The 24,621-nt window shown below is 70.3% G+C and carries 20 protein-coding genes, 1 tRNA gene and 2 pseudogenes; 11 read left to right on the forward strand and 12 right to left on the reverse strand.

Going from position 1 to position 24,621, the window contains the following annotated elements:
- Positions 1–4 precede the first annotated feature (4 nt).
- The 4 genes from dnaJ to QNO09_RS01445 all read right to left on the reverse strand — a co-directional run bounded on the left by dnaJ (position 5) and on the right by QNO09_RS01445 (position 4,723).
- Complete coding sequence (dnaJ, locus tag QNO09_RS01430; RefSeq protein WP_283968144.1) at positions 5–1,192, reverse strand: molecular chaperone DnaJ; 1,188 nt, start codon at positions 1,190–1,192, stop codon at positions 5–7.
- A 33-nt stretch (positions 1,193–1,225) separates the two neighbouring features.
- Positions 1,226–1,891 carry a nucleotide exchange factor GrpE gene (gene grpE / locus QNO09_RS01435; RefSeq protein WP_283968145.1) on the reverse strand — a complete coding sequence of 222 codons (666 nt, stop codon included), beginning with the start codon at positions 1,889–1,891 and terminating at the stop codon, positions 1,226–1,228.
- Positions 1,888–3,744 carry a molecular chaperone DnaK gene (gene dnaK, locus QNO09_RS01440; protein ID WP_283968146.1) on the reverse strand — a complete coding sequence of 619 codons (1,857 nt, stop codon included), beginning with the start codon at positions 3,742–3,744 and terminating at the stop codon, positions 1,888–1,890. The genes grpE and dnaK overlap by 4 nt, the downstream gene beginning before the upstream one ends.
- Positions 3,745–3,838: 94 nt before the next feature.
- Positions 3,839–4,723 (reverse strand): MraY family glycosyltransferase, encoded by an 885-nt coding sequence (locus QNO09_RS01445; protein WP_349636942.1) that lies wholly within the window; start codon positions 4,721–4,723, stop codon positions 3,839–3,841.
- Between the two features lie 409 nt (positions 4,724–5,132).
- On the opposite strand from QNO09_RS01445, the gene QNO09_RS01450 reads away from it, so the two are divergent.
- The 6 genes from QNO09_RS01450 (at position 5,133) to QNO09_RS01475 (ending at position 13,649) form a co-directional block, all read left to right on the forward strand.
- Positions 5,133–7,451, forward strand: coding sequence for a (Fe-S)-binding protein (locus QNO09_RS01450; RefSeq protein ID WP_283968147.1), 2,319 nt, complete (start codon positions 5,133–5,135; stop codon positions 7,449–7,451).
- 736 nt (positions 7,452–8,187) lie between these two features.
- Positions 8,188–8,541, forward strand: a complete 354-nt coding sequence (locus tag QNO09_RS01455) for a cupin domain-containing protein (protein WP_283968148.1) — start codon at positions 8,188–8,190, stop codon at positions 8,539–8,541.
- 297 nt (positions 8,542–8,838) lie between these two features.
- Entirely contained in the window at positions 8,839–9,309 is a 471-nt protein-coding gene (locus QNO09_RS01460) for a hypothetical protein (protein ID WP_283968149.1), read from the forward strand.
- 307 nt (positions 9,310–9,616) lie between these two features.
- Complete coding sequence (locus tag QNO09_RS01465) at positions 9,617–11,020, forward strand: FG-GAP repeat protein (RefSeq protein WP_283968150.1); 1,404 nt, start codon at positions 9,617–9,619, stop codon at positions 11,018–11,020.
- Complete coding sequence (locus QNO09_RS01470; protein ID WP_283968151.1) at positions 11,017–12,480, forward strand: FG-GAP-like repeat-containing protein; 1,464 nt, start codon at positions 11,017–11,019, stop codon at positions 12,478–12,480. Before QNO09_RS01465 ends, QNO09_RS01470 begins: the two co-directional genes overlap by 4 nt.
- Positions 12,481–12,635: 155 nt before the next feature.
- On the forward strand, positions 12,636–13,649 hold the full coding sequence (locus tag QNO09_RS01475; protein ID WP_283968152.1) for a Yip1 family protein: 1,014 nt from the start codon (positions 12,636–12,638) through the stop codon (positions 13,647–13,649).
- A gap of 60 nt (positions 13,650–13,709) precedes the next feature.
- On the opposite strand, the gene QNO09_RS01480 is transcribed toward QNO09_RS01475, so the two are convergent.
- Together QNO09_RS01480 and dcd are read right to left on the reverse strand one after the other, a co-directional pair.
- Positions 13,710–14,207, reverse strand: coding sequence for a phosphoribosyltransferase (locus tag QNO09_RS01480; RefSeq protein WP_283968153.1), 498 nt, complete (start codon positions 14,205–14,207; stop codon positions 13,710–13,712).
- An 11-nt stretch (positions 14,208–14,218) separates the two neighbouring features.
- Positions 14,219–14,794, reverse strand: coding sequence for a dCTP deaminase (gene dcd, locus QNO09_RS01485; RefSeq protein ID WP_283968154.1), 576 nt, complete (start codon positions 14,792–14,794; stop codon positions 14,219–14,221).
- A gap of 519 nt (positions 14,795–15,313) precedes the next feature.
- On the opposite strand from dcd, the gene QNO09_RS01490 reads away from it, so the two are divergent.
- Positions 15,314–15,387 (forward strand) — tRNA-Gly (locus QNO09_RS01490).
- A gap of 274 nt (positions 15,388–15,661) precedes the next feature.
- Here the strand turns inward: QNO09_RS01490 and QNO09_RS01495 are convergent.
- The 6 genes and pseudogenes from QNO09_RS01495 to QNO09_RS01520 form a co-directional block, all read right to left on the reverse strand.
- Positions 15,662–16,111, reverse strand: a complete 450-nt coding sequence (locus QNO09_RS01495) for a hypothetical protein (RefSeq protein WP_283968155.1) — start codon at positions 16,109–16,111, stop codon at positions 15,662–15,664.
- A 544-nt stretch (positions 16,112–16,655) separates the two neighbouring features.
- Complete coding sequence (locus QNO09_RS01500; RefSeq protein ID WP_283968156.1) at positions 16,656–17,096, reverse strand: DUF5615 family PIN-like protein; 441 nt, start codon at positions 17,094–17,096, stop codon at positions 16,656–16,658.
- Positions 17,096–17,737, reverse strand: a complete 642-nt coding sequence (locus QNO09_RS01505; RefSeq protein WP_283968157.1) for a DUF433 domain-containing protein — start codon at positions 17,735–17,737, stop codon at positions 17,096–17,098. Before QNO09_RS01505 ends, QNO09_RS01500 begins: the two co-directional genes overlap by 1 nt.
- Before the next feature lie 269 nt (positions 17,738–18,006).
- Complete coding sequence (locus tag QNO09_RS01510; protein ID WP_283968158.1) at positions 18,007–19,161, reverse strand: tyrosine-type recombinase/integrase; 1,155 nt, start codon at positions 19,159–19,161, stop codon at positions 18,007–18,009.
- Positions 19,161–19,373: a helix-turn-helix domain-containing protein gene (locus QNO09_RS01515; protein WP_283968159.1), complete on the reverse strand. Its 213-nt coding sequence runs from the start codon at positions 19,371–19,373 to the stop codon at positions 19,161–19,163. The genes QNO09_RS01510 and QNO09_RS01515 overlap by 1 nt, the downstream gene beginning before the upstream one ends.
- A gap of 136 nt (positions 19,374–19,509) precedes the next feature.
- Positions 19,510–19,765 (reverse strand): annotated as a pseudogene (locus QNO09_RS01520) (helix-turn-helix domain-containing protein).
- 482 nt (positions 19,766–20,247) lie between these two features.
- On the opposite strand from QNO09_RS01520, the gene QNO09_RS01525 reads away from it, so the two are divergent.
- From QNO09_RS01525 to QNO09_RS01540, 4 genes and pseudogenes are all read left to right on the forward strand, one after another.
- Complete coding sequence (locus QNO09_RS01525) at positions 20,248–21,069, forward strand: helix-turn-helix domain-containing protein (protein WP_283968160.1); 822 nt, start codon at positions 20,248–20,250, stop codon at positions 21,067–21,069.
- 7 nt (positions 21,070–21,076) lie between these two features.
- Positions 21,077–21,764 (forward strand): annotated as a pseudogene (locus QNO09_RS01530) (zinc finger domain-containing protein).
- Positions 21,765–22,394: 630 nt separating this feature from the next.
- Positions 22,395–22,886, forward strand: coding sequence for a plasmid mobilization relaxosome protein MobC (gene mobC, locus QNO09_RS01535; RefSeq protein WP_283968400.1), 492 nt, complete (start codon positions 22,395–22,397; stop codon positions 22,884–22,886).
- Positions 22,883–24,604, forward strand: a complete 1,722-nt coding sequence (locus QNO09_RS01540; protein ID WP_283968161.1) for a relaxase/mobilization nuclease domain-containing protein — start codon at positions 22,883–22,885, stop codon at positions 24,602–24,604. The genes mobC and QNO09_RS01540 overlap by 4 nt, the downstream gene beginning before the upstream one ends.
- Positions 24,605–24,621 lie beyond the last annotated feature (17 nt).

Below are 24,621 nucleotides of genomic sequence, written 5' to 3' on the forward strand. Positions count from 1 at the left end.
TGACTCATGCTCCCTTCGCGGCCTGGAACAGATCCGCCCGCGGATCCTCGTCCGCGGTCACCTCGCGATACGCCTCGAGCGCGTCACGAGCCTTCCCCGTCAGGCCCTTGGGGACACTCACCTCGACGGTGACCAGGAGGTCCCCGCGGGTGCCGTCCTTGCGGACCGCGCCCTTGCCCCGGGCCCGCATGGTGCGCCCGTTGGGCGTGCCCGGAGGCAGCTTCAGGGTGACGGGCGGGCCGCCCAGGGTGGGCACCCGCACCTCGCCGCCGAGGGCCGCCTCGGCGAAGGTCACCGGGACGGTGACCGTGAGGTTGTCGTCCTTGCGGCCGAACACCGGGTGGGAGTCGACGTGCACCACCACGTACAGGTCGCCCGCCGGGCCACCGCGCTCGCCCGGCGCCCCCTTGCCGCGCAGCCGGATCCGCTGGCCGTCGCTGACGCCTGCGGGGATGCGCACCTGCATGGTCCGCGAGGACTTGGCCCGGCCGCTGCCCTTGCAGACGTCGCAGGCGTTCTCCGCGATCAGTCCGCGGCCCTTGCAGTCCGGGCAGGGGTCGGTGAGGGAGAAGCCACCGCCGCTGCCCCGGGCGACCTGCCCGGTGCCGACGCAGGTCGGGCACACACGGGGTGTGCCGTTCTTGTCGCCGGTGCCCGAACAGGCCTTGCAGGGGGACTGCGACGACATCCGCAGCGGGACCGTCGCGCCCTCGATCGCCTCGGTGAAGCTGAGCGTGACCTCGGACTCGATGTCCTGGCCGCGCCGGGGGTGCGTGCGCGTCCCCGGTCCGCCCGCGCCGCCGCGGTTGAACAGGCCCCCGAAGACGTCACCGAGGCCGCCGCCGAAGCCGCCGGCTCCCTGACCGCCGCCCTGGGCGCCGCCTCCGAAGAGGTCGCCCAGGTCGAAGTTGAAGGAGCCGCCCGCGCCGCCCGGCCCCGGGCGGAAGCCGCCGTTGCCGAAGAGGGCGCGCGCGTCGTCGTACTCCTTGCGCTTCTTGGGGTCGCCGAGGATGTCGTTGGCCTCGGAGATCTCCTTGAAGCGCTCCTCCGCCCTGACGTTGCCCTTGTTGGCGTCCGGGTGGAACTCGCGGGCGAGCTTCCGGTACGCCTTCTTGATCTCGGCCTCGGTGGCGTCCTTGGGGACGCCGAGGACCTTGTAGTAGTCCTTCTCGATGAAGTCCTTGGTGCTCATCCCCGACGCCCCTCCTTCCCTTGGTTGATGACGTCAGCCCTCGTCCGGGCCACCGCTCTCCTTGTCGTCGGCGTCGGCGGACTCGTCCGCCTTGACCGTCTGCGCCCCCGGCTGGGGCTCGGCCACCGCCACCCGCGCGGGGCGGATGGTGCGCTCGCCGATCCGGTACCCGGGCTGCAGGATCGCGACGCACGTCGTCTCGGTGACGTCCGGTGCGTAGCTGTGCATCAGGGCTTCGTGGATCGTCGGGTCGAAGGGCTCGCCCTCCTTGCCGAACTGCTGCAGGCCCATCTTCGCCGCGGTGCTCTCCAGCGACTCCGCGACGGACTTGAAGCCGCCGACCAGTTCGCCGTGTTCGCGCGCGCGGCCGATGTCGTCGAGCACGGGCAGGAGCTCGGTCAGGAGGTTCGCGATGGCGATCTCCTTGACCGCGATCCGGTCACGCTCGACCCGGCGGCGGTAGTTCTGGAACTCGGCCTGGAGGCGCTGGAGGTCCGCCGTGCGCTCGCTGAGCGCGGTGCGGGCCTGGTCCAGCTGGGCCACCAGAGCCACGTCCTGGCCCGTGTCCCCGGCCGGGGCCGCCCCCTCCTCCGGGGAGGGGGCGGCGGCCTTCGGCTCGGCGTCGTCGGAGGTGGCGCCGGAAGGGACGTCGGGCTGCTGCGACTGCTGCTCGTCGAAGCCCGGGGTCTCCTCCGTCACGCGGCACCGCCCTTCCGGTCCTCGTCGACGATCTCGGCGTCGACGACGTCGTCATCGGCGGGCTTGGCACCACCGGCGGCGCCCGCGTCACCGGCGGGACCACCGGCGGCCTGGGCCGCGCCCGCGTCGGCGTACATGGCCTGGCCGAGCTTCTGGGAGACGGCCGCGACCTTCTCCGTGGCCGTGCGGATCTCGGCGCTGTCCTCGCCCTTGAGCTTCTCCTTCAGCTCGGCGACGGCTTCCTCGACCTCGGTCTTGATGTCGCCCGGGACCTTGTCCTCGTTGTCCTTGAGGAACTTCTCGGTCTGGTAGACGAGCTGCTCGCCCTGGTTGCGGGACTCGGCGGCCTCGCGGCGCTTGTGGTCCTCCTCCGCGTACTGCTCCGCCTCCTGGCGCATGCGGTCGACCTCGTCCTTCGGCAGCGAGGAGCCGCCGGTGACGGTCATCTTCTGCTCCTTGCCCGTGCCCAGGTCCTTGGCGGTCACGTGCATGATGCCGTTGGCGTCGATGTCGAAGGAGACCTCGATCTGCGGGACGCCGCGGGGCGCCGGCGGCAGACCGGTCAGCTCGAACATCCCGAGCTTCTTGTTGTACGCCGCGATCTCGCGCTCGCCCTGGTAGACCTGGATCTGCACGGACGGCTGGTTGTCCTCGGCGGTGGTGAAGATCTCGGACCGCTTGGTCGGGATCGTCGTGTTCCGCTCGATGAGCTTGGTCATGATGCCGCCCTTGGTCTCGATGCCGAGGGACAGCGGGGTGACGTCGAGGAGCAGGACGTCCTTGACCTCGCCCTTGAGGACACCGGCCTGGAGGGCAGCGCCGATGGCGACGACCTCGTCCGGGTTGACGCCCTTGTTGGCGTCCTTGCCGCCGGTCAGCTCCTTGACGAGCTCGGCGACGGCGGGCATGCGGGTCGAGCCGCCGACGAGGACGACGTGGTCGATCTCGCTGATGGAGATGCCGGCGTCCTTGATGACGTTGTGGAACGGCGTCTTGCAGCGCTCCAGCAGGTCCGCGGTCAGCTGCTGGAACTGGGCGCGGGTGAGCTTCTCGTCGAGGTGCAGGGGGCCCTCGGCGGAGGCGGTGATGTAGGGCAGGTTGATCGAGGTCTCGGTGGACGAGGACAGCTCGATCTTCGCCTTCTCGGCGGCCTCGCGCAGACGCTGCAGGGCCATCTTGTCCTTGCCCAGGTCCACGCCGTGGCCGGACTGGAACTGCTGGACCAGGTAGTCGACGACGCGCTGGTCCCAGTCGTCACCACCGAGGTGGTTGTCACCGTTGGTGGCCTTCACCTCGACGACGCCGTCGCCGATCTCCAGCAGCGAGACGTCGAACGTGCCGCCACCGAGGTCGAAGACCAGGATGGTCTGGTCGTCCTTGTCGAGGCCGTACGCCAGGGCGGCCGCGGTCGGCTCGTTGACGATGCGCAGCACGTTCAGACCGGCGATCTCGCCGGCCTCCTTCGTGGCCTGACGCTCGGAGTCGTTGAAGTACGCCGGGACGGTGATGACCGCGTCGGTCACCTTCTCGCCCAGGTAGGCCTCGGCGTCGCGCTTGAGCTTCTGGAGCACGAAGGCGCTGATCTGCTGCGGGTTGAAGGGCTTCCCGTCCAGCTCGATCTTCCAGTCGGTGCCCATGTGACGCTTGACCGACCGAATGGTCCGGTCCACGTTGGTGACCGCCTGACGCTTGGCCACCTCTCCGACGAGCACCTCACCGTTCTTGGCGAAGGCGACGACGGACGGCGTGGTCCTGGCGCCCTCGGCGTTGGTGATGACGGTGGGCTCGCCGCCCTCCAGAACGCTGACGACGGAGTTAGTCGTGCCCAGGTCGATGCCGACCGCACGTGCCATGGTTGATTCCTCCAGCTGACTTGAGTGGAACGGACTCAAGTGTGCACGACGGCTCCCGACCGGTCAACAGAGCTGAGTCGGGCAGGCTCAACTCTTATCCGCTCCTTACACGCAATGGCGCTCTGACCTGCGCTGATACACTGTGTCGAGGTCCGTACACAGGGACACGCGCGAGGGCGAACACCATGACGAGCCCCCCTCCCACCACCCGCCACAGGGCGCCGGACCCGATCCGGCCGGCATGCGCGAGTACCCCGACGAGCATCGCCGACAACGCTCCGGTCCCCAGCAGCAGAACCGCCCCCGGCGCGGTCAGCCCGAGCCGCCGCAGCCGGTGCGCGAGATGATCGGGCCCGCCGCGGAACACCGCCCGGCCGGCCAGCCGTCGCGTCCCCAGCACGAGGACGGCATCGGCGGCGGCCACGGCGGTCAGCGCGAACAGCACCCCCGCGCTCTCCCCGACCCCGGACCCGGCCCGGGCGTACACGGCCCCCACGGCGATCACGAACCCCGCGGACATCGACCCGCAAGCACCCAGCGCCACGCGCGCGGGATGCCAGTTGTGCAGCAGGAACCCGGTCAGGGCGGCGGCCAGCACGCTCAGCAGCCCCGCGATGCCGTCCATCACCTCGACGGCCCCGCAGGCCGCCACCCCGAAGGCGGCCACGACCCCGGCCGCTCCCGCCAGCCCGTCGACGTGATCGAGCCCCCGCAACCCGAACACCACCGCCACCACCCAGGCGACGGCCAGCAGCCCGGTCCCCACCCCCGTCTCCCCGTACGGCACGACACACGCGGCCGCCACGGCCGTGCCGGCGGCCAGCACCCGCCGCCGCAGTCGCCACACGTCGTCGACGAGCCCGAGCAGGGCGACCGCACCCGCGGCGACGAGGACCCCCCGCGCCTCACCGGCGGGCGGCGCGACCCCCGACCACTCCCCGGCCCCCACGACCAGCCCCGTGACGAGCACGACGGCCACGCCCCCGGACAACGGCACGTCACGCCGGCGCCGCCGCTCGATCAGCCGCAGCCGCAGCGGGGGCCCGCAGGACGGCCGCGAGCAGGGCGGTGAGGAGGAGGGCGGTGGCGGCGGCGGTGATCCCGTAGAGCACGGATATAAGGTAGGCGGGATTATGACAATTCGGTATGAATAACACGAGGGGGGCGCGGCCGGAGCATGCCGCGACGCGCGACAGGATCCCTGCCGAAACCGGCCCGTTCCTGAGGCAACCCTCAGCGATTCAGATCACTGCCCACCCGGCTACAGTGCGGCGGAGGATGAGGGTAGTCTCAGACGGACTGCATAAGTTACCGCTTAGTAATTTCGGGTAAGCCTGAAGAACGACAGGTCACCCCGACGAAACCCCTCGCAGGCCCGAGGAGCCCCCATGCAACTCGCCGCGATCATCGTGTCGCTGGTTCTGACCGTGGTCGGCGTCGCGCTGCTCGCACGCGCGATCGGCCAGTTCGTCCGGTACTTCAAGCTGGGCCAGCCGGTCCCGGCCGGTGCGCGGACCGACAACCCCTACCAGCGCAGCGTGACCCTGGTGAAGGAATTCCTCGGGCACACGCGCATGAACCGGTGGGGCATCGTCGGTGTCGCCCACTGGTTCGTCGCCGTGGGCTTCCTGACCCTCCCGCCGACCCTCGCCCAAGCCTTCGGCCAGCTGTTCCAGGCCGACTGGGTACTGCCGGTCATCGGTGGGTTCCTGCCGTTCGAGCTGTACATCGAGTTCATCGGCGTGATGACGATCCTGGGCATCGCGGTGCTCATCGCGATCCGCCTGCTGAACCTGCCGAACCGGCCCGGCCGCAAGTCCCGCTTCGCGGGCTCCAAGGCCGGCCAGGCTTACTTCGTCGAGTCCGTCATCCTCACCATCGGCCTGGCCATCTACGTGCTGCGGGGCCTGGAGGGCGCGCTCCACGACGTCGACCACTACGAGGCCTCGTACTTCGCCTCGTACCCCCTGGTCCTCGCCTTCAAGGGCCTGTCGGTCACGGCGCTGCAGAACCTGGTCTACCTGGTCGCGATGATCAAGATCGGCACCTCGTTCATCTGGATGATCGTGGTGTCCCTCAACACCAACATGGGTGTCGCCTGGCACCGGTTCCTCGCCTTCCCGAACATCTGGTTCAAGCGCGAGGCGTCGGGCGGGACGGCTCTCGGGGCGCTGCAGCCCATGACGTCGGGCGGCAAGCCGATCGACTTCACCGACCCGGGCGACGACGACGTCTTCGGCGTCTCCCAGGTCGAGCAGTTCTCCTGGAAGGGCCTGCTGGACTTCTCCACCTGCACCGAGTGCGGCCGCTGCCAGTCGCAGTGCCCCGCCTGGAACACGGGCAAGCCCCTCTCCCCCAAGCTGCTGATCATGTCCCTGCGGGACCACGCGCACGCCAAGGCGCCGTACCTGCTGGCCGGCGGCGGCAAGACGATGGAGGGCGAGGAGAAGGCCTCCGAGGAACAGCTGAAGGACGTGCCCGCGACGGCGCTGGCCGAGGCCGAACGCCCCCTGGTCGGCACGCTGGAGGACAACGGCGTCATCGACCCGGACGTCCTGTGGTCCTGCACCACCTGCGGCGCCTGCGTCGAGCAGTGCCCGGTGGACATCGAGCACGTCGACCACATCCTCGACATGCGCCGCTACCAGGTGATGATCGAGTCCTCGTTCCCGTCCGAGGCGGGCACGATGCTCAAGAACCTGGAGAAGAAGGGCAACCCCTGGGGCCTGGCGAAGAAGCAGCGCCTGGAGTGGCTCAAGGAGGTCGACTTCGAGGTCCCGGTCGTCGGCAAGGACATCGAGGACCTGTCCGAGGTCGAGTACCTCTACTGGGTCGGCTGCGCCGGCGCCCTGGAGGACCGCGCGAAGAAGACCACGAAGGCCTTCGCGGAGCTGCTCCACATCGCGGGCGTGAAGTTCGCGATCATGGGCGGCGACGAGAAGTGCACCGGTGACTCCGCCCGCCGCCTGGGCAACGAGCCCCTGTTCCAGGAGCTCGGCATGGAGAACGTCATGGCGCTGAACATGGCGTTCGGCGAGGAGACGGACGACGAGGGCAAGGTCGTCCCCGAGTCGGCCAAGCCGAAGTCGGCCAAGAAGATCGTCGCGACCTGCCCGCACTGCCTGAACACCATCGGCAACGAGTATCCGCAGCTCGGCGGCGACTACGAGGTCATCCACCACACGCAGCTGCTCCAGCACCTCGTCGACGAGGGCAAGCTCATCCCGGTCACGCCGGTCGAGGGCATCATCACCTACCACGACCCGTGCTACCTGGGCCGTCACAACAAGATCTACACGCCCCCGCGCGAGATCATCGCCAGCGTCCCGGGCATCCGCAACGAGGAGATGCACCGCCACAAGGAGCGCGGCTTCTGCTGCGGCGCGGGCGGTGCCCGGATGTGGATGGAAGAGCGCATCGGCAAGCGCATCAACAACGAGCGCGTCGACGAGGCGCTGTCGCTCAACCCCGACATCGTGTCGACGGCCTGCCCGTTCTGCCTGGTCATGCTCACGGACTCGGTCAACGGCAAGAAGAACGACGGCAAGGCCAAGGAGTCCATCCAGGTCGTGGACGTCGCCCAGCTGCTGCTGGACTCGGTCAAGACGCCGGTCCAGGCGGAGGCCGACGACGACGGTGACGACGGCGAGCCGCCGGCCGGTACGTCGGACTCGGAGAACGCCCCGGAGCCGGAGCCGGTGAAGTAGGCGGTTCCCACCGGTCGTCCCGACGCCCCCTGCCCCGAGTCATCGGGCGGGGGGCGTCGGCGTTCCCCCGCTGTTTGCCGTACGGGTGCACGGTTGGCGCGGTCGGCAGCAGCGAGGCTGGGGTCGGCGGGTGGCACGGCTTGCCCCTCTGTGGTCCCGGTGGTCCGGTGTGCCGGGGGGTCACGCCCGTGGGCGGCGTGCCGGGGGTCACGCCCGTGGGCGGCGTGCCGGGGGTCACGCCCGTGGGCGGCGTGCCGGGGGTCACGCCCGTGGGCGGCGTGCCGGGGGTCACGCCCGTGGGCGGCGTGCCGGGGGTCACGCCCGTGGGCGGCGTGCCGGGGGTCACGCCCGTGGGCGGCGTGCCGGCGCCCCGGCCCGGAGGCCGTGGGCGCCGGGGCGGTGGGGCGGTGGGGTGGTGGGGCGGTGGGGCGGTGGGGCGGTGGGGCGGTGGGGCGGTGGGGCGGTGGGGCGGTGGGGCGGTGGACACTACGTCCGGGTACCGCACTCCGGCCGGACAGATCACGTATTGGCGCCGTACGGAGCCACGGGGATGCTCAGGAGACCGCGGCGGACAGCGGAGACCGTGGCGGGCCGACGTCGTAGGCCAGGAGACGACCGCGATCCCGCTGTCGCCGTGCCTCGCCGGCCACCCCGGGGCGGCCGTGGACCGGGACCGAGACCGGGCCTGACATGCCGGGCGCACCCGGCTGCTCAAGCACCCAGGAAAGGCAAGACCATGTCGCTTCTGAAGACCATCGACACCGACCCCTCCTTCGCTCCGACCGAGTCCGTGCCACTCCCGGAACGCCTGATCTCGGGCAACCCGGCCTGCAAGACCTGGCCCCAGGACGTCGCCTGCGGGGAGACGATCAAAACGGGCATCTGGGAAGCGACGCCCGGCGAGACCCGCTCCATCAAGGGCGACACCTTCGAGTTCTGCCACATCCTCTCCGGCATCGTCGAACTCACGCCGGAAGGTGGCGAGCCGGTGATCTACAAGGCAGGCGACAGCTTCGTCATGAAGCCCGGCTACGTCGGTGTCTGGAAGACCATCGAAACGGTGCGCAAGATCTACGTGACCGTGAACTGATGCCGACTCCGCGCGACTCCGCAGCCGCGGAGACTTCGCGCGGGACTGCCTGCGCGGTCAGCCGACTCCGGCGTGCCGCGGGGACGGCCGACGGCTCGCCGAGGACGCAGAGCAGCGCACCCCCGCACAACCCGGAACTCACCGAACTCACGTACAACCCTTACGTCCCTCCAAGGGTCTCTTGATCGCCGAACACCCGTGAACGCCCGGACAACTCCCGGCGAACACGGGCAGTTCGGTCCTTCATCGACTGTGGATGTCCGCCAGACATCCCCCGCGTGCAGCAGGAGACCCCGCATGCAGCAGCACGAGCGTCCCTCGGGGCGCCGGCACATGTCCGCCCGCCCGTCCCGGCGCCCCCGCCTGCGGCTCGCCCCGGCGACCGCCGCGAGGACCGCGCCGATCGGCACGCTGCTCTCGGCCACGGCCGACCCTGCGACGGCCGCGGACGGCACGCACACCCCGCTGGCCGACTTCAACGGCGACGGCTGCGACGGCCTCGCCGTCTCCTCCCCGCTTGAGGACCTCGGCAGCGACAAGGACGGCGGCGCCGTCGCGGTCCTGTGGGGTTCGGCCCAGGGCATCACCGTCTCGCGCACCGTCTCCCCCGGCGTCTCGGACGTCTCGGACGTCTCGGCGGTCTCGGACGTCTCGTGCGTCTCAGGTGTCTCGGGCGCCTCAGCGGTCTCGGGCGCCTCAGCGGTCTCGGGCGCCTCGGGCGCCTCGACGACGGGCTACCCGCACCTCGGCGCCGACTTCGCCGACTGAGCCCCCGGCACCGACTGAGCCCTTGGCACCGAAGGAACCGCCGGGCTCCGACCGCGGCACCCGGCACCGACCGCGCCACCAGACTCCGGCCGAGGCACCGAACTCCGACTGACCGACCGACGCCCGGCGGAGCCACCCGCGCCCACCGGACCACCGCGCCCGCCCCCAAGCCACCCGCACCACCCAGCCCCAGGCCTGCCCCAGCCACCCGCGCCCGGCGGAGCCACCCGCACCGCCCCAACCACCCCGCAACCCGCTGCGGAGCCAGGCCTCCCAGGTCCGGCCCCTTCCCACCCGGAGCCCCACCTTGCGCAAGCGCACCCTCCTGCTGGCCGCCACGCTCACCACCGGCCTGCTCACCACCACCCCCGCCACCGCCGCCCCCTCCGGCCTCGCCGGGGACTTCAACGGTGACGGATACCGGGACGTCGCGGCCAGCGCCGCGTGCGCCGACGTCGGTTCCGCCTCCTGCGCCGGTGCCGTCGTCGTGCTGTACGGCTCGGCGTCCGGTGTGTCGGCCGCCCGCAGGGCCGTCATCACCCAGAACTCCGCGGGCGTGCCCGGCACCGCCGAGTCCGGCGACCTGTTCGGCTCCGCCCTGGCCACCGGCGACCTGGACCGGGACGGCTACTCCGACCTCGTCGTGGGCGCCAGCAACGAGAGCATCGGCGACCGGGACGGCGTCGGCTCCGGCACCGTCCTGTGGGGCGGCAAGTCGGGTCTGACCGGCGGCAAGGGCCTGCCGCAGCCATCGACGCTCTCCGAGTACGGCAACTTCTCCCGGGGTATCGCGACCGGCGACTTCGACGGGGACGGCGACACCGACGTCACGCTCACCGGGCAGAGCCACACCCGCGTCTACCACGGCCCCTTCACCCGCACCGGCGGTCCGCTGAACAACCTCCGCGTCGGCGAGGTCGGCACCACGTTCGAGGTGTTCGCGGGCGACCTCACCGGCGACGGCGCGGCCGAGCGCGTGTACCCGTTCAACGTGGACGGCGACACCGGCGGCCAGATCGACTACTTCCGGTGGACCGGCACGACGTACAAGATGGCCGATCTGCCGGCCGCGGACGGCTACCCCGGTTCCATCGGCGACATCAACCGCGACGGCTACGGCGACCTCGTCCTCGGTGACTACACGGACCCGTACGCCCTCAAGCCCGGCGGTCACAAGGGGGGCCAGATCACCGTCTGGTACGGCGGCCCGAACGGCCCCGACCCGGCGCAGCGGCCGACCGTCGTCCACCAGGACACCGCGGGCGTGCCCGGCGCGGGCGAGGCCGAGGACGGTTTCGGCGGCGCGGTGAGCACCGGTGACATCAACGGCGACGGGTACGCCGACGTCGTGGTCTCCGCCCCGGGCGAGGACATCGGCTCGGCGAGGGACGCGGGCTCGGTGACCGTGCTGTACGGCTCCGCCTCCGGCCTGAAGACCACCGGCGTGAAGTCGTACACCCAGAACACCGCCGGGGTGCCCGGATCCGCCGAGACCTCGGACCGTTTCGGTTCCTCGGTCGGCCTGAGCGATGTGACCAAGGACGGCAAGGCGGACCTGGTCGTCGGCGTCTACGGCGAGAACTCCACGGGCGGCCTGTGGACCCTGCGCGGCTCCGCCTCCGGCCTGACCACGAGCGGCGCACAGGGCATCACCGCGAAGGCCGTCTCGCTCAAGGGCAGCGTCAGCCTCGGTTCGGCGGTGGCCCAGTGACGATCCGACGCCTCCCCCGTGAGGCGGGTACGCCCCGGCGCACCCGCCTCACCACCGCCGTCCTCGCCGCGGCCCTGACCCCGCTCGCCCTCACCCTGTCCGTCCCCGCCGCGCACGCCGCGACGGCCGCCGCCCCCTACGACTTCAACGGCGACGGTCGCACCGACCTCGCCATCGGCGCGCCGGGCGCCACGGTGTCGGGGCAGGCGAAGGCGGGCGCCGTGACCGTCGTCTACGGCAGCACGAGCGGCCCGAAGAGCTCCACGCGCACGCTCCTGACGCAGAACACCGCCGGCCTGCCGGGCGCCGCCGAGGCCGACGACGCCTTCGGCTCCGCGCTCGCCTCCGCCGATCTGAACACCGACGGCTACGCCGACCTGCTGATCGGCACGCCCGGCGAGGACGGCAGCGACACCAACGACGGCACCGTCACCATCGTCTGGGGCTCGGCGTCCGGTCTGTCCGGGGCCCGTTCGCTGTTCAGCTTCTTCAGCACCGACTACGACCGGTACGGACGGGCGCTGGCCGTCGGCGACTTCGACGGCGACGGGGACATCGACATCGCGGTCGGCTCCACCGGCCCGATCACCCTCTCCCTCGTGAACGGCCCGATCACCAGGACCGGTGGGTCCAACGGCGGTTCGGGCTCGGGCAACGACTGGTGGTTGTCCTCCGACGGCGTCACCCACCTCTCCTCCGGCGACGTCACCGGCGACGGCCGCCCCCGTGTGGTCCTGCACGGCCGCGCCGCGCACAACCGCGCCGCGACCACCTCCCTCGCCGACGTGCGGATCGGCAACTACGTCGACTGGCTGCAGAAGCTGCCCGCCGGGTTCGTCTCCGCCGTGGGCGACATCGACGGTGACGGCCACGACGACATCGTCGTAGGAAACGACCGAGAGGCCTCCGCCGACCCGGCGGGCGCGCTCGGCGGCAAGGTCTCCGTCGTCTACGGCGGCCCCGAGGGCCCGGACCCGGACCGGGCCCCGCTCGTCCTCACCCAGGCCACCGCCGGTGTGCCCGGCGCCGCCGAGAAGGACGACCGCTTCGGCAGCGGCGTCTCGCTCGGCGACGCCAACGGCGATGGGTACGCCGACCTGGCGATCGGCACCGCGGGCGAGAACGGCTCCGCCGGGGCGGTCACCGTGCTGTACGGCTCGGCGTCCGGCCTGACGACCAGGGGCGCGACGTCGTACACCCAGAACACCGCCGGTGTGCCCGGCACCTCCGAGAAGGGCGACCGGTTCGGCGAGCGCGTCGCCCTCACCGACCACACCGGCGACCGCCGCGCCGACCTGTCCGTCTCCGCGCCCGGCGAGAACGCCGGCGACGGCGCGGTCTGGTCCCTGCGCTCCACGGCGACCGGCCCGTCGGCCTCGGGCTCGACGAGCTTCGGCCCGGGCACGACGGGCATCTCGACGGCCGGCAGCCCGGGCTACGGCACCGCCCTCACCCCCTGATCACCACCATCCGACCCGACGACCCGACGACGCCCCGGGCGATGGATCCGGGCGGGCCCGGGGCAAGGCCCCCCTGCGCTCGGCGGGCCCGGGCAAGGCCCGTACGGCCGAACCCTGAGGGCCCCCGGACGCTCAAGGGCCCTCCCCCTTAAGGGATGTCACAGCTCGGCCGCAAAGCCGGGCCCGGAAGCCCGGGCCCGGCACGCCACCGCCGGGGACCAGGTACGTTCGAAGACGTGGCTGGATTCAGGATCGGACGCGGCCGGAACAACGGCGCTCCTCAGACGCGACCGCACAACCCTCCGAACGGGCAGCAGACGCCGCAGGGGCCGTCGTACGGCTACCCGCAGGCGCCGCAGCCGTACCCGCAGGCGCCGCAGCCCTACGGCAACGGCGGCGGCCCCGCCTGGCCGCAGCCGAACGCCGGGCACGGCGGGGGCTACGGCGGCCAGGGCGAGCCGGAGTACTTCGGCGACGGCGCGTACCCGCCCGGCCCGCAGGGCCCGCCCGACCCGTACGCGGCGAACAACCCGGGCCACACCCAGGCCTTCTCGGTCGGCGAGGACCCCTACACCCAGGGCGACACCTACCGGGCCGGCTCGGCCGCCCCGCCGCCCGGCCCCATCGGCCCGCGCCTGCACTGGAAGGCCCTGCTCCGGGGGATCGTCCTCGCCCCCAACCAGACGTTCCTCCAGATGCGGGACTACTCGATGTGGGGCCCGGCCCTGATCGTCACGTTCCTCTACGGCCTGCTCGCCGTCTTCGGCTTCGACGGCGCCCGCGCCGACGCCATAAACGCCACACTGTCGAACGCGGTGCCGATCGTCCTGACGACGGCCGTCGCGATGGTGCTGAGCGCATTCGTCCTGGGCGTGGTCACCCACACCCTGGCCCGCCAGCTCGGCGGCGACGGCGCCTGGCAGCCCACGGTGGGCCTGTCGATGCTGATCATGTCCCTCTCGGACGCGCCCCGCCTGGTCTTCGCCATGTTCGCGGGCGGCGACGCGATGTTCGTCCAGCTGCTGGGCTGGGCCACCTGGGTCGCCGGCGGTGTGCTGCTGACCCTCATGGTCAGCCGCTCCCACGACCTGCCCTGGCCGAAGGCGCTCGGCGCGTCGGCGATCCAGCTGATCGCCCTGCTGTCGATCGTGAAGCTGGGCACGGTCTGAGGTCCCGCACGCACGAGAGAGGGGCTCCCCACCGGGGAGCCCCTCTTCTGCTCACGCCGGTCAGGCGTCGAGCACCTGGCCGGCCCGCCGCACCACGGGCGGTTCCACACTCCACGGGAAGTTGATCCAGTCGTCGGTCCGCTTCCACACGTACTCGCACTTCACCAGCGACTGCGACTTCTCGTAGACGACGGCGCTGCGCACCTCGGCGACGGTGTCGAGGCAGAAGTCGCGCACCAGCTTGAGCGTCTTGCCGGTGTCGGCGACGTCGTCGGTGATCAGCACCTTCTTCTGCGAGAAGTCGATCACGTTCGGCACGGGCGCGAGCATGACCGGCATCTCGAGCGTCGTCCCCACCCCGGTGTAGAACTCGACGTTCACCAGGTGGATGTTCTTGCAGTCGAGGGCGTAGGCGAGCCCGCCGGCCACGAAGACGCCGCCGCGGGCGATGCTGAGGACTATGTCGGGCTCGTAGCCGTCGTCGGCGACGGCCTGCGCGAGCTCGCGCACGGCGACGCCGAACTTCTCGTAGGTCAGGTTCTCCCGTACGTCACTCACGCTCGTGCCGCTCACACCCGGGTCCGGTGGAAGTTGAGGAAGGACCGCGAGGCGGTCGGCCCGCGCTGACCCTGGTACCGGGACCCGTACCGCTCGCTCCCGTACGGGAAGTCGGCGGGCGAGCTCAGCCTGAACATGCACAGCTGCCCGATCTTCATCCCCGGCCACAGCTTGATCGGCAGCGTGGCGAGGTTGGACAGCTCCAGGGTCACGTGCCCGCTGAACCCGGGATCGATGAACCCGGCGGTCGAGTGCGTGACCAGCCCCAGCCGCCCCAGCGAACTCTTCCCCTCCAGCCGGGAGGCGAGATCGTCGGGCAGCGTGATGACCTCGTAGGTGCTCGCCAGGACGAACTCGCCGGGGTGCAGGATGAACGGCTCGTCCCCCTCCGGCTCCACCAGCCGGGTCAGGTCGGACTGCTCGACGGCCGGGTCGATGTGGGGGTACCGGTGATTCTCGAACACCCGGAAGTAGCGGTCGAGGCGCACGTCGATGCTCGACGGCTGCACCATCGATTCGTCATACGGATCGATGCGTACGCGTCCGGCGTCGATCTCGGCCCGGATGTCCTTGTCTGAGAGAAGCACGCCCCGAGGATACGCAAGGCGCGCGGAGCGACCACAACCGGACGTCTCCGCGCGCCTTATGCCTGTTGTCTCTAGCTTTGTCCGTTGCCGCTACCGCTTCTGATAGCTGACGGGCACCACGCTCCGGAGCCGCGCACATCGCGGACACCGAAGCAGCCGCCCGGGGCCGAGCCGCTCGGCCTGCTGCATCGGGAACGAAGCGGTGCTGAACACGTGCCCATCGGCACAACGGACGACGGTGCGCTCCATCAAGTCCAAGAGTCCCTTCCCCAAGAGCCGCGTCTGGCTGCTGCTTGCCTGACGACAAAAGCCACAGTACGGGATCAAAGGAACGCCCCTCCAGGCGGCACTCCGGTCCCGCCCGGCCCCTCTCAGGCCCTCCACCGTACGCCCCAACTCCGTTCCCCCGCAGCCGCATCCCACCCCTGAAAAACCCTCAGGCCCCGCGGCGCGAGCACCGGGAGCCTGGCATGAGGTAAAGTGGCGAGCGTCCGGACACCGACTCCGTCGGCGTCTTACGCGGGTGTAGTTTAATGGTAGAACATCAGCTTCCCAAGCTGAGAGCGCGAGTTCGATTCTCGTCACCCGCTCCAAATCGAAACCCCAGGTCAGCGACCTGGGGTTTGCTTGTTGTCTAGTCCAATTTGATGGTGGCGTGCCCTCTGCGTGCCCTAAGTGCAGGTCGAGCCCCCTTCCCGCGATCCTCCGGGCGCCATTTCGAGGGTCGCGGCCGCGAGGCGTCCCGAATCGTGAGACGCATTTCACGTGACCTGGGTCACTGTCACCGTCAACGGCTGCGAAGTCACATAAGCAAAGCTGGAGTTGCTACAGGGTCCGCTCAGCTGAACCGAGCTGGGTTGCCCCGCGTCAGGCAGGAAACAGTTCGAGGATGCGGGTGACCCGCCCCCAGCCGGCCACCAGGGTCGCGGCGAGAGCCGCCGCCCCCAGGATCAGCCACGGACGCACGTCTTCTCCCACCCCCATCGACGGCAGGGCGGGCGCGGCGCCGGCTGCCGCAGCCATGGCCGCGAGGATCGCCATGGCGACGTGGACCGACTCGCGCCAGGTGTTCCGCAGACGCGACACGGGCCCGACATCTTGAAGCAGCTCAGCGGGCAGGAGCGCTGCCTGTCGACCATACAAATGGCTCTCGGCGATAACGAGCTGCAGCCGTGCCAACTCTGTCAGCGCGTGCTCCGGCTCGACGTCCACCTGATCCAGCGCCACACGCTGGGCCCCGGCGACCAGCGCGGCATGCCGCTTGATCAGCCGTAGCCTGGAGGAGCGGCGCGGAACCGAACCAGCAATGCTGTGCACCTTGAACAGGCGCTTCTCGATGTGTCGACAGCTCTGATCCAGCCGCCGCAGTGCCCTGGACCGACCCCCTGCCACTAGGCGCAGCACGTACCTTAGCTCCGACCACGACCGCGTCGATCACTCCCAGGACGAGACGGTAGCGAGCGGTCGAGCTCCATTCGACACCGAGCGCACAGGCCACCCAATTCGGATGCCACGAGCTGAGAACGCCGCGGACTCTTGCAGCCTCCTCCAACGGGATACCCAGCTTCCCCAGGGCCGCGTCCAGTTCCCTCTTACGTAGTCCTGCCCAGCCGCTCCGTTGGGCAGATCTCCTGAGCCAGAGCCGGTGGCGAGCCCATAGCCGCATGGCCCAGCGCTGCAGACGTAAGTCGTACGACGCCACCCGAAAGCCCCCCGCTTCAACCGTGCCTCATGTGGTGCGGAGTCGCAGTATCTACCATCTGATGCCGCCGTCGCAGAGCAAGTGACTAGCGCAATTGGGGCAGTTGATGCGCGGTAGAACTTGCAGCCAAGATCGTTCGAGCAGCGTCGCCGGACGCGACTATCGCGGCCAGTAGCGAGGCGGTTCCTTGACAGGGTCAACCAGATCGAACCGCTGCTTGCTGCCGGGGTTCAGACCTTTGATGTGGACGAGCTGCTGGCTTTCCGCCGCGTCGAGTTCACGGATGATCAGAGGCATGGCGGCGATCACAGCACCCATGGCCAGCCCCAGGCCGGCCATGCCTTTGTGACCGTGACTGAACCGGATGTGATGCATGCCGGATTTCTTGATGGCGGTTGTCTCCGACGGGTCTTCCAGTTGGCGCCCGTCCTTGGTGAGGAAGGCTTCGAAGCCTCTCTTCGCGGCGTCGGGGAGGAGGGCAAGATCCTTCTTCCCCGTCCACTTGATCTCGCTGACGTGCTGCACCTCGTGCCCGGGGAGCAACCGTCTGAGCATCTCCAGCATCTGCACCGGGACGTTCTCGTCAATGAGGATTCGCATCAGGCAGCGCGCGGTCCCGGGCTGTAGCTGTCCACATACAGGGCGAAGGACACCGCGTCGCGGGCGGCCTCCGCTGTCACGCCGGGGTAGTAGTCGGCGATCTTCTCAGGTGGGATGCCGTCCTCCACCAGTTCCGCGACGGCATCGAACGGGACACGAGTGCCTGTGATGACCGGCTGCCCCCCCTGCGTCTCCGGATCCACACTGACGTGTTGCTTCGGCCGCAGGAGGTGCGGAACCACGACGCCGGCGCGGGGTGCGAACTCCTGGAGGATGTCCTCCATCGTCGCGATGACTCGCTGCCCTGGGTGCTTCACGAGGTCCGTTGCGTGGTCGTCGTTGTTGTAGCCCATAAGGACGATGGAGTCGCCCTCAGCCACCAGGGAGTAGCTGGACAGGTGCTCGAACTCACCGAATCGCTTCAGTGTGGCCAGCGCCTTGCGGATCTTCTGCAGCGATACGTCTTGCCGGAGGATCGCGAACGCGCGTAGCGCCAGGACGTCCCGGAAGGAGTACAGAGCAGGCTTGGCCGCCAGCTCAGGACAGAGAATCGGCCCGTTGCCTCGGTCCTGCCGCCATGAGCGCAGTTGCCCGGTGGTGGCCCCGGAGAGAGCCGCAGCCATACGAGTCGAGTACGCCATGGTCCACTCCCTCCAGTTCTCGCGGGATCTTCTACCCCCAGCATCCCAGTTGTGCGCTTCAGGACGCTACAGGAAGTACGGAGAGGCAGGAGCAAAGCGGCATAGGGCTGCTGCGACACTGCAATGATCCTTGAGCCGCCAGCAGGCGCACGACGCAGTCCTGGGCCAGGGCGCGAGACTAGGACAGGACGGTAGAGGCAGGTTTTGCTGCCTCCCGCGCAGGGAGGACCGACTGAAGAGCCGGTCCTCCATATGGGGGCAGGAGAGGCTCATGCCTCGCGAGCACCTCGCTGTGCTCTTGGCGAGGCTTCGCGGAGCCGCGCGCGCACCTCGACGTCGATCCCCTGCGCCAGCTTCTGCTGATGCTTCGCCGTCGAGTGCTGGTAGATCAGCTGGGCCCGCTCCGAGGACTGGCCGGCGCGGACCATGAGGTCCTTCAGCTTGGCGCCGGTGTCGGCGGCCAAGGTGTTGCCGGTGTGGCGGAGGTCGTAGAAGCGGAAGTGGCCCGGCATGCCGACCTTGGCCCTGGCCCTGCGCCACTTGCGGCCGAAGCTCGAGCGGCGGAAGGGGGCACCCTTCTCCCCGACGAAGATCAGGCCGTCCCGTTCCTTCTCGGCAAACCACTGCAGGTGGCGGCGGAGCTCCGGGAGCAGGAAATCGGGCAGGTACACGGTGCGCTTACCCGCGCGGGACTTGGGGTCGCCGGTGACCCGCCTGCCGTTCGTCAGCTCGGGGGACGCTTGCGTGACGCGCAGAGAGCATTCGTCGAGATCGACACTGTGCCGGCGCAGCTCGGCCAGTTCCTCCGGGCGGAGGGAGGCGAAGGCGCCCAGCAGGACCATCAGGCGCCAGCGTGGGCCCATGGCGTCAGCGAGGTCGAAGACCTGCTCGATGGTGGCGGTGGGGCGTTCGTCGGCCTCCTCCTTGCCCGCGCCCTTGATGCGGCACGGGTTGGTGCGCAGGAGGTCGTCGTCGACTGCCGTCTGAAGGATGGCCTTCAGCAGGCGGTACGACTTGGCGACCGTGGTGGCACCGGTCGCCTTCAGGCGTTCGGCCCGCCAGGTGCGAATGGAGGGCGGGGCGATCTCGTCCAGGTCCTTGCCGCCGAAGGTCGGCAGGATGTGGAGGCGCAGCAGGCCGTGGTAGCGGTCGAGCGTGGTCGGGGCCAGGCCCCGCTCTTCCATCCAACGCAAGGCGTACTTCTCGAAGTTGACCGCACCGGCGTCCGGGTCCCGCCAGTGGTTGCGCTCGATGTCTGCGCGTGTGAGATTGAGCCAGTCCTGGGCATCAGACCTGGTCTCGAAGGTTTCCGGTGCCTTGTGCCGCTGGCCGTCCGGGCCGAGGTAGCGGGCTTGCCAGCGGCCGGAGGCGAGTTTGCGCACCGTGCCGAATTCACGCCGCCGCTGGGGCTTGCGTCCTGCCATCAAGCTGCCCTTCCGTATCGGACACGGGTGCGGCGGACAGGCTCGACGGTGCGCGCCTCGACGTACTCGGTGAGCGCGCTCTCGGGGATGCGTACGGGGCGGCCGAGTTTGACGTAGCGGATGCGGCGCTCGGCGATGAGGCGGCGGACGAAGCGTTCGCCGGTGCCGAGCATGTCGCCGGCTTCGGCCACGGTCAGGAGGCGGTCAGGCATTCGCTATCCCCTCCTGGCCGGCCGTGCGGGCGGTGTGCTGGGAGCGGGAAAGGGCAAGGGGCGTTGCGGGTCGCTGCAAGGGCGGCGGGTCCTTACTCGGTGGCGAGATGGCGGGCCGGTCGGAGGGGGACTTGGGCTACTCGGCGCGGGTCTCTTGGAGGAGAGCCAGGGGCGAGATCCGAAGGGCCTGGGCGAGGGCGACGAGGTCGTCGATGTCGCAGCGGCGCTGGGCGCGTTCGATGCGGGACAGCATCGTGTTGGTCATCGGGCGACCGATGGCGGTGACGCGGGCAGCGAGTTCGCGCTGGGAGGCCGCGTTCGGTGCGGAGGATTTCGATGGTGCGGGCGGCCCGCATTCCGGCCGGTCCGATTTCCAGGGATCGTGCTGCCATGACTCCATTTGTAGCTTCCATTTGCCGGTTTGGTTAACCGGCGATCGTCGGCTATGTTCCGTCGCGCGGACGGCCGAAAGTACCTTCGGGGTGACTCCCGGAGCTCTGGTTGGCGTTGTCGCCGCCAGTCCACAGACGGCGCTCTGACGTGGCGTGTTGTGTTGTAGCTTGCGCCTCAGGAGGAGTCAACAGGCTTTCAACAGGCTCCTCATGTGATCCTTCTGACTCCGTCTGACGGTGCATTATTTCGGCAACCGGAGATTCGGGTTTATCGTTTTGGTGATGCCTCGCAGCACGCGTTCGCCGTCAGCTGTCTGAATTCCCGGCTGAGTGCTGGACTTGTGCGGCATTGACGTGGCTGTCTTGGCTATACGCCACCGGCTCCCCCGTGCCTTCAGCACCGAGCTGTGAGCCCCCCTTTTTTGTGCATCCGCCCGACAGGGGCCGACCACACCCCGTCCTGACCTAGGAGCCGCCGCCCGATGAGCTACGACGCCCGCGAATGGGTGTGGGACCACAGCCACAGCAAGGGCACCGCCCGCATGGTCCTCGCCCTGATCGCCGACCGGTGCCGCGACCGGCACTGCGTCGCGTACGCGTCCGTGCCCACCCTCATGAAACGCGCCAACGCCTCCCGCACCGCCGTGCGCGACGCGCTGGCCAAGTTGATCGCCAGCGGCGAGCTGGTGACGCTCACCGACCGCAAGGGACCGCGAGGAGAGACGTACTACTGCCTCCCGGTCGCCGCCCGATTTCTCGCCGAACGGGCAACGGAGGGAGGCCGGATTCCGGTCCTCGGGGTGTCGGAATCCGACCCTGCTGAGCCCTTCGAGGAGGGATCGGAATCCGACCCCGGGGAACGGAATCCGGCCCCCAGGGGGGTCACATTCCGACCCTCTGGGGGTGCGGATTCCGACCCCCAGAACAGTAGAGAACCGAAGGTGAACGGTAAGAGCAGCAGCTCTGCCCCGCTCCTCTCCGCCACCGAGTGGCAGATCGACGACGACGCCCGCGCATGGCTCCGGCACCACGGCCACCTCGACCGACTCGGCGAGCACGCCCTGCGCACCGCTGACGAGAAGTGGCGTACCTACCGGAGCTCGTGGGCGCCGCGCACCGCCGCCGCGTGGGCCGCTGACTGGCGCGCGTGGATCGCCCGGGAACACACCCCCTCCCCCGGCCGCCCCAACCTCTACGCCTTGCCCGGTGGGAACCCCACCGCCGCAGCCACCGGCATGACGCGCTCCGAGGCACACATGGCCGCCCTGCTCGCCGCCCTCGACGAACCGACCGGAACGGAGTAACCCGCCTTTGGACCGACGTGAAGCCGCCGCTGTCCTCGCCTACATCGGGCGCCTCGATCCCCGCACCGTCCGCACCGGCATGGGCGAAGCCCGTGACCAGATCGCCCAGTGGCAGGAGCTGCTCGACGACGTGCCCTTCGCCACCGGCCACGGCTGGGACGTCCGCGAGGCGATACGGTCCCATGTCCTCGACACGCCGTGCCCGATCCTGCCCGTGGACATAACCCGCAGATGGCGTGCCCACCGACGCGACCGCCTCGACCGACACACCGACCCCGCCCCAACCGCCGACCCCGACGATCCCGCCGCCTGGCGAGCCGAACTGCTCCCCTCCCGGGCGGCTGTAGCCGCCGGCGTGGTCGCCCCTGCGACGCACCGGCAGTTTTCCAACGGTGGCCGACCTCGGGACGTCGAAGAGCGCGTACGCGAGGCCGGGTCATGCATCCCGCCGGCCGTCCGCGCCGAGCTGGCCCGCTACCGTCCGACGCGCGCCGCGCACGAGGCCACCGTCGCCGAGGGCACCCCCGATGCGCTCGATGTCCGGTGCGACTGGTGCCACGCACCCGTGGGCTCCTCATGCCGTCGACGCAAAGCGAGCCTCGATGGAGCCACGCGGGGCAATGCTGTACGTGCGGCTCCCCCCGTCGCGCGTCGAACTCAGCGCTGCCCGGAGGGGGCGACGCCGAGCTGCGTGACGCGACACGGCTTCGCTCCTCGCGGCAGCTTCGGGGACCGCAGCCCTCGGTCCCGGACGGGTCGTAGACGGTCCCGACAAACCCTGCAGGGAGCGCGTCCCGGGGACCGTGCTGACCGCTTTCGGGGACCGGTCCCCGAAGATTGCAGCTCAGGGGGCCTTTCGTGCCGGTCCCCAGAGCGGCCCCACGACGGGACCGTCCCCCGTAGCGGCCCCTTCGGTCCCCTCGGGGACCAGGACCGTGCGGTGGCGCGGGGACGGTCCCCGTGACGGCGTGTCAGCGGGACCGTCCCCGATGGGCGTCGCATCCCGGTCCCCAAGCGTCTGGAGACCGTGCAGCGCAGCACTTAGAGGACCGGTCCCCTTGCTGTCCTCACAACGAAAGCCCCGGCCTGGTGGCGCCTGGCGCAGCTCCCACGACCGTCGATTCACCCGGCTACTGGCCTCATCTGCCATCGCTCGGGGCTCAGACCCCTACCGACCACACCCCGGAGAAGCACACGTGCACGACCGACACCACGAACACGGCAACCGGCAGGAGACACCCATCGCTCCAGACAACCGCGCAGCAAGTTGGAGGTTCGGACACTCCCCCGCAGGGGGAGTGTCCGAACCCGACCCCGCCCCGGGAGTGGCGGGGCCCGTCCGGCACCAGGGGGCGCCGGACGGGAAGGCTGCGACCGAGGGCGGACCGCAGCCAGACAAGGCCCGCCCGAAGGGCAAGGCCAGGAAGGGGAAGTCGCGCCCGCGCGACAAGAAGCAGCGCCCCGCGCACAGTGTCCGTCTCAACGAGCACGAGCTCGCCATCATCCAGGCCGGCGCTGACCACGTCGGCATGAGCGTGGCCGGGTTCCTGGCCTACTCTGGTCTGGCCGCCGCCCGCGACCAGTCCCGCACCGCCGCAGCCATCGCCACCGAGCGGGACGTCCTGACCGCACTGTTCGGTGTGCGCCGTCAGCTCGGCTGGGCCGGCAGTAACGTCAACCAGGTCGCCAAGGCCCTCAACTCTGGTGCCGACACGTCCGACTTCGCCGCCGTTCTCGCCGATCTGCAGCGCGCCGCACAGGCCGTCCAGCGGGCGGCCGACAGAGTCGCCAACCGGCAGGAGTACGAGGCGCCTTGATTCCCCGGATCCACCAGCAGGGCAGCAACACCCTCGGACTCCTGCACTACCTGTACGGCAAGGGCACCCACGAGGAGCACATCGACCCGCACCTGGTCGCGTCCTTCGACGGCATGGCCCCCGACCCCGGCCGCGACCCTTCGGTGACGAAGAAGGACCTCCAGCACCTCCTTGACCAGCCCCTGTCTCTCCTCAATGCGGACCAGCGTCCCGACCAGCACGTGTGGCACTGCTCCGTACGCGCCGCCCCGAATGACCGGACCCTGTCCGACGAGCAGTGGGGCAACATCGCCCGCCGCATGGTCGCCGCCACTGGCATCGATCCCGGCGACGGCGCCGGCTGTCGCTGGGCCGCTGTCCGTCACGCAGACGACCACATCCACATCATCGCCACGCTCGTGCGGGAGGACGGCCGCCGTCCTGACCACCACCGCTCCGGCAAGCGCGCCCAGGCCGAGTGCCGCCTGATCGAAAAGGAGCTCGGCCTGCACCAGGTCGCGCCCGGGGACGGCACCGCCGCCAAACGCACCACCAGCGCCGAGCGACACAAAGCCGAACGGCAGGGCAGGGAGCGCCCCGCGCGGGAGGAGCTGCGCGAGACCGTACGGCGCGCCGTGGCCGGCGCCACCAGCGAGGAGGAGTTCTTCGACCGCCTGGCCGCCGCCGGCGTGCTGATTCGGAAACGCGTCGCACCCTCCGGCGACCTGCTCGGATACAAGGTCGCACTTCCCGACGACCGCAACGACGCCCAGGAACCGGTCTTCTATGCGGGCTCCACGCTCTCCCCCGACCTGTCCCTGCCCCGCATCCGCGCACGCTGGTCCGGCGAAACCCCCGTTCAGAGCACCGACACGCCCTCGCACCAGACCACAGGCACCGCGCCGAGTGGCCCCGCAGCGGCGCGACGCCGGGCAGCCACGGCCGCGTGGCAGGCGGTGCTGGTCATCGATCACGGCGAGGACGTGGCAGTGGCCGCGCAGATCGCGGCGGCCGGAGAGGTCCTCGACGCACTCGCCAAGACCTCTGCCGCTCACACCCGCACGGAGCTGCGCGAGGCGGCCTTCGCGTTCGAACGAGCCACCCGCTCCCACGTGAAGGCCGAGCGCGGACACGACCGCGCCCTGCGCCAGGCCGCCCGAGACCTCGTCTACAGCGGCCCGGCGCTCGGCCGTGGAGAAGACGGGGCCACCACGGCGATGCTGATCGACATGGCCTTCTTCCTCGTCACCGCCGCCGCCCACTGGCACGCGAAGAAGGGGCACGCTCAACAGGCAGTCGCTGCCCGGCAGGCCGCCGAGCACCTGCGCACTGCCTATCGGGCCGCTGCCGACGTCCCGCTGGGGGTGCTGTACCAGCGGGGGCGGCGCCTGTCGCAGCCCCTGCGCCAGAGGAAGGCCGCCCACGTGCGTCAGGCGGTGCCGGAGCTGGCGGAACAGGTCCTTGCCGAACCGGGCTGGCACGCGCTGGCCGCCACCCTCACCGACGCTGAAACCGCCGGACACGATCCGGCTGCGCTCCTGGCCGAGGCGGCTGGGCGGCGGGAGCTTCAGTCCGCGGGCTCGGTCAGCGACGTGCTGGCGTGGCGGCTTCGCCGCATGGCCGACCTACCTGCCGACGCAACGACGATGCTTGAGCGCACCAACAATGCGGCCACGGGCAACAGTCGTGCCGCCCGGTCCTCACCGAGCCGAGACGCCCGATCCCGCAAGGCACGGTGATTCAGGGCGTACGCCGG

Source organism: Streptomyces sp. 378 (assembly GCF_030124145.1).
GTDB lineage: Bacteria > Actinomycetota > Actinomycetes > Streptomycetales > Streptomycetaceae > Streptomyces.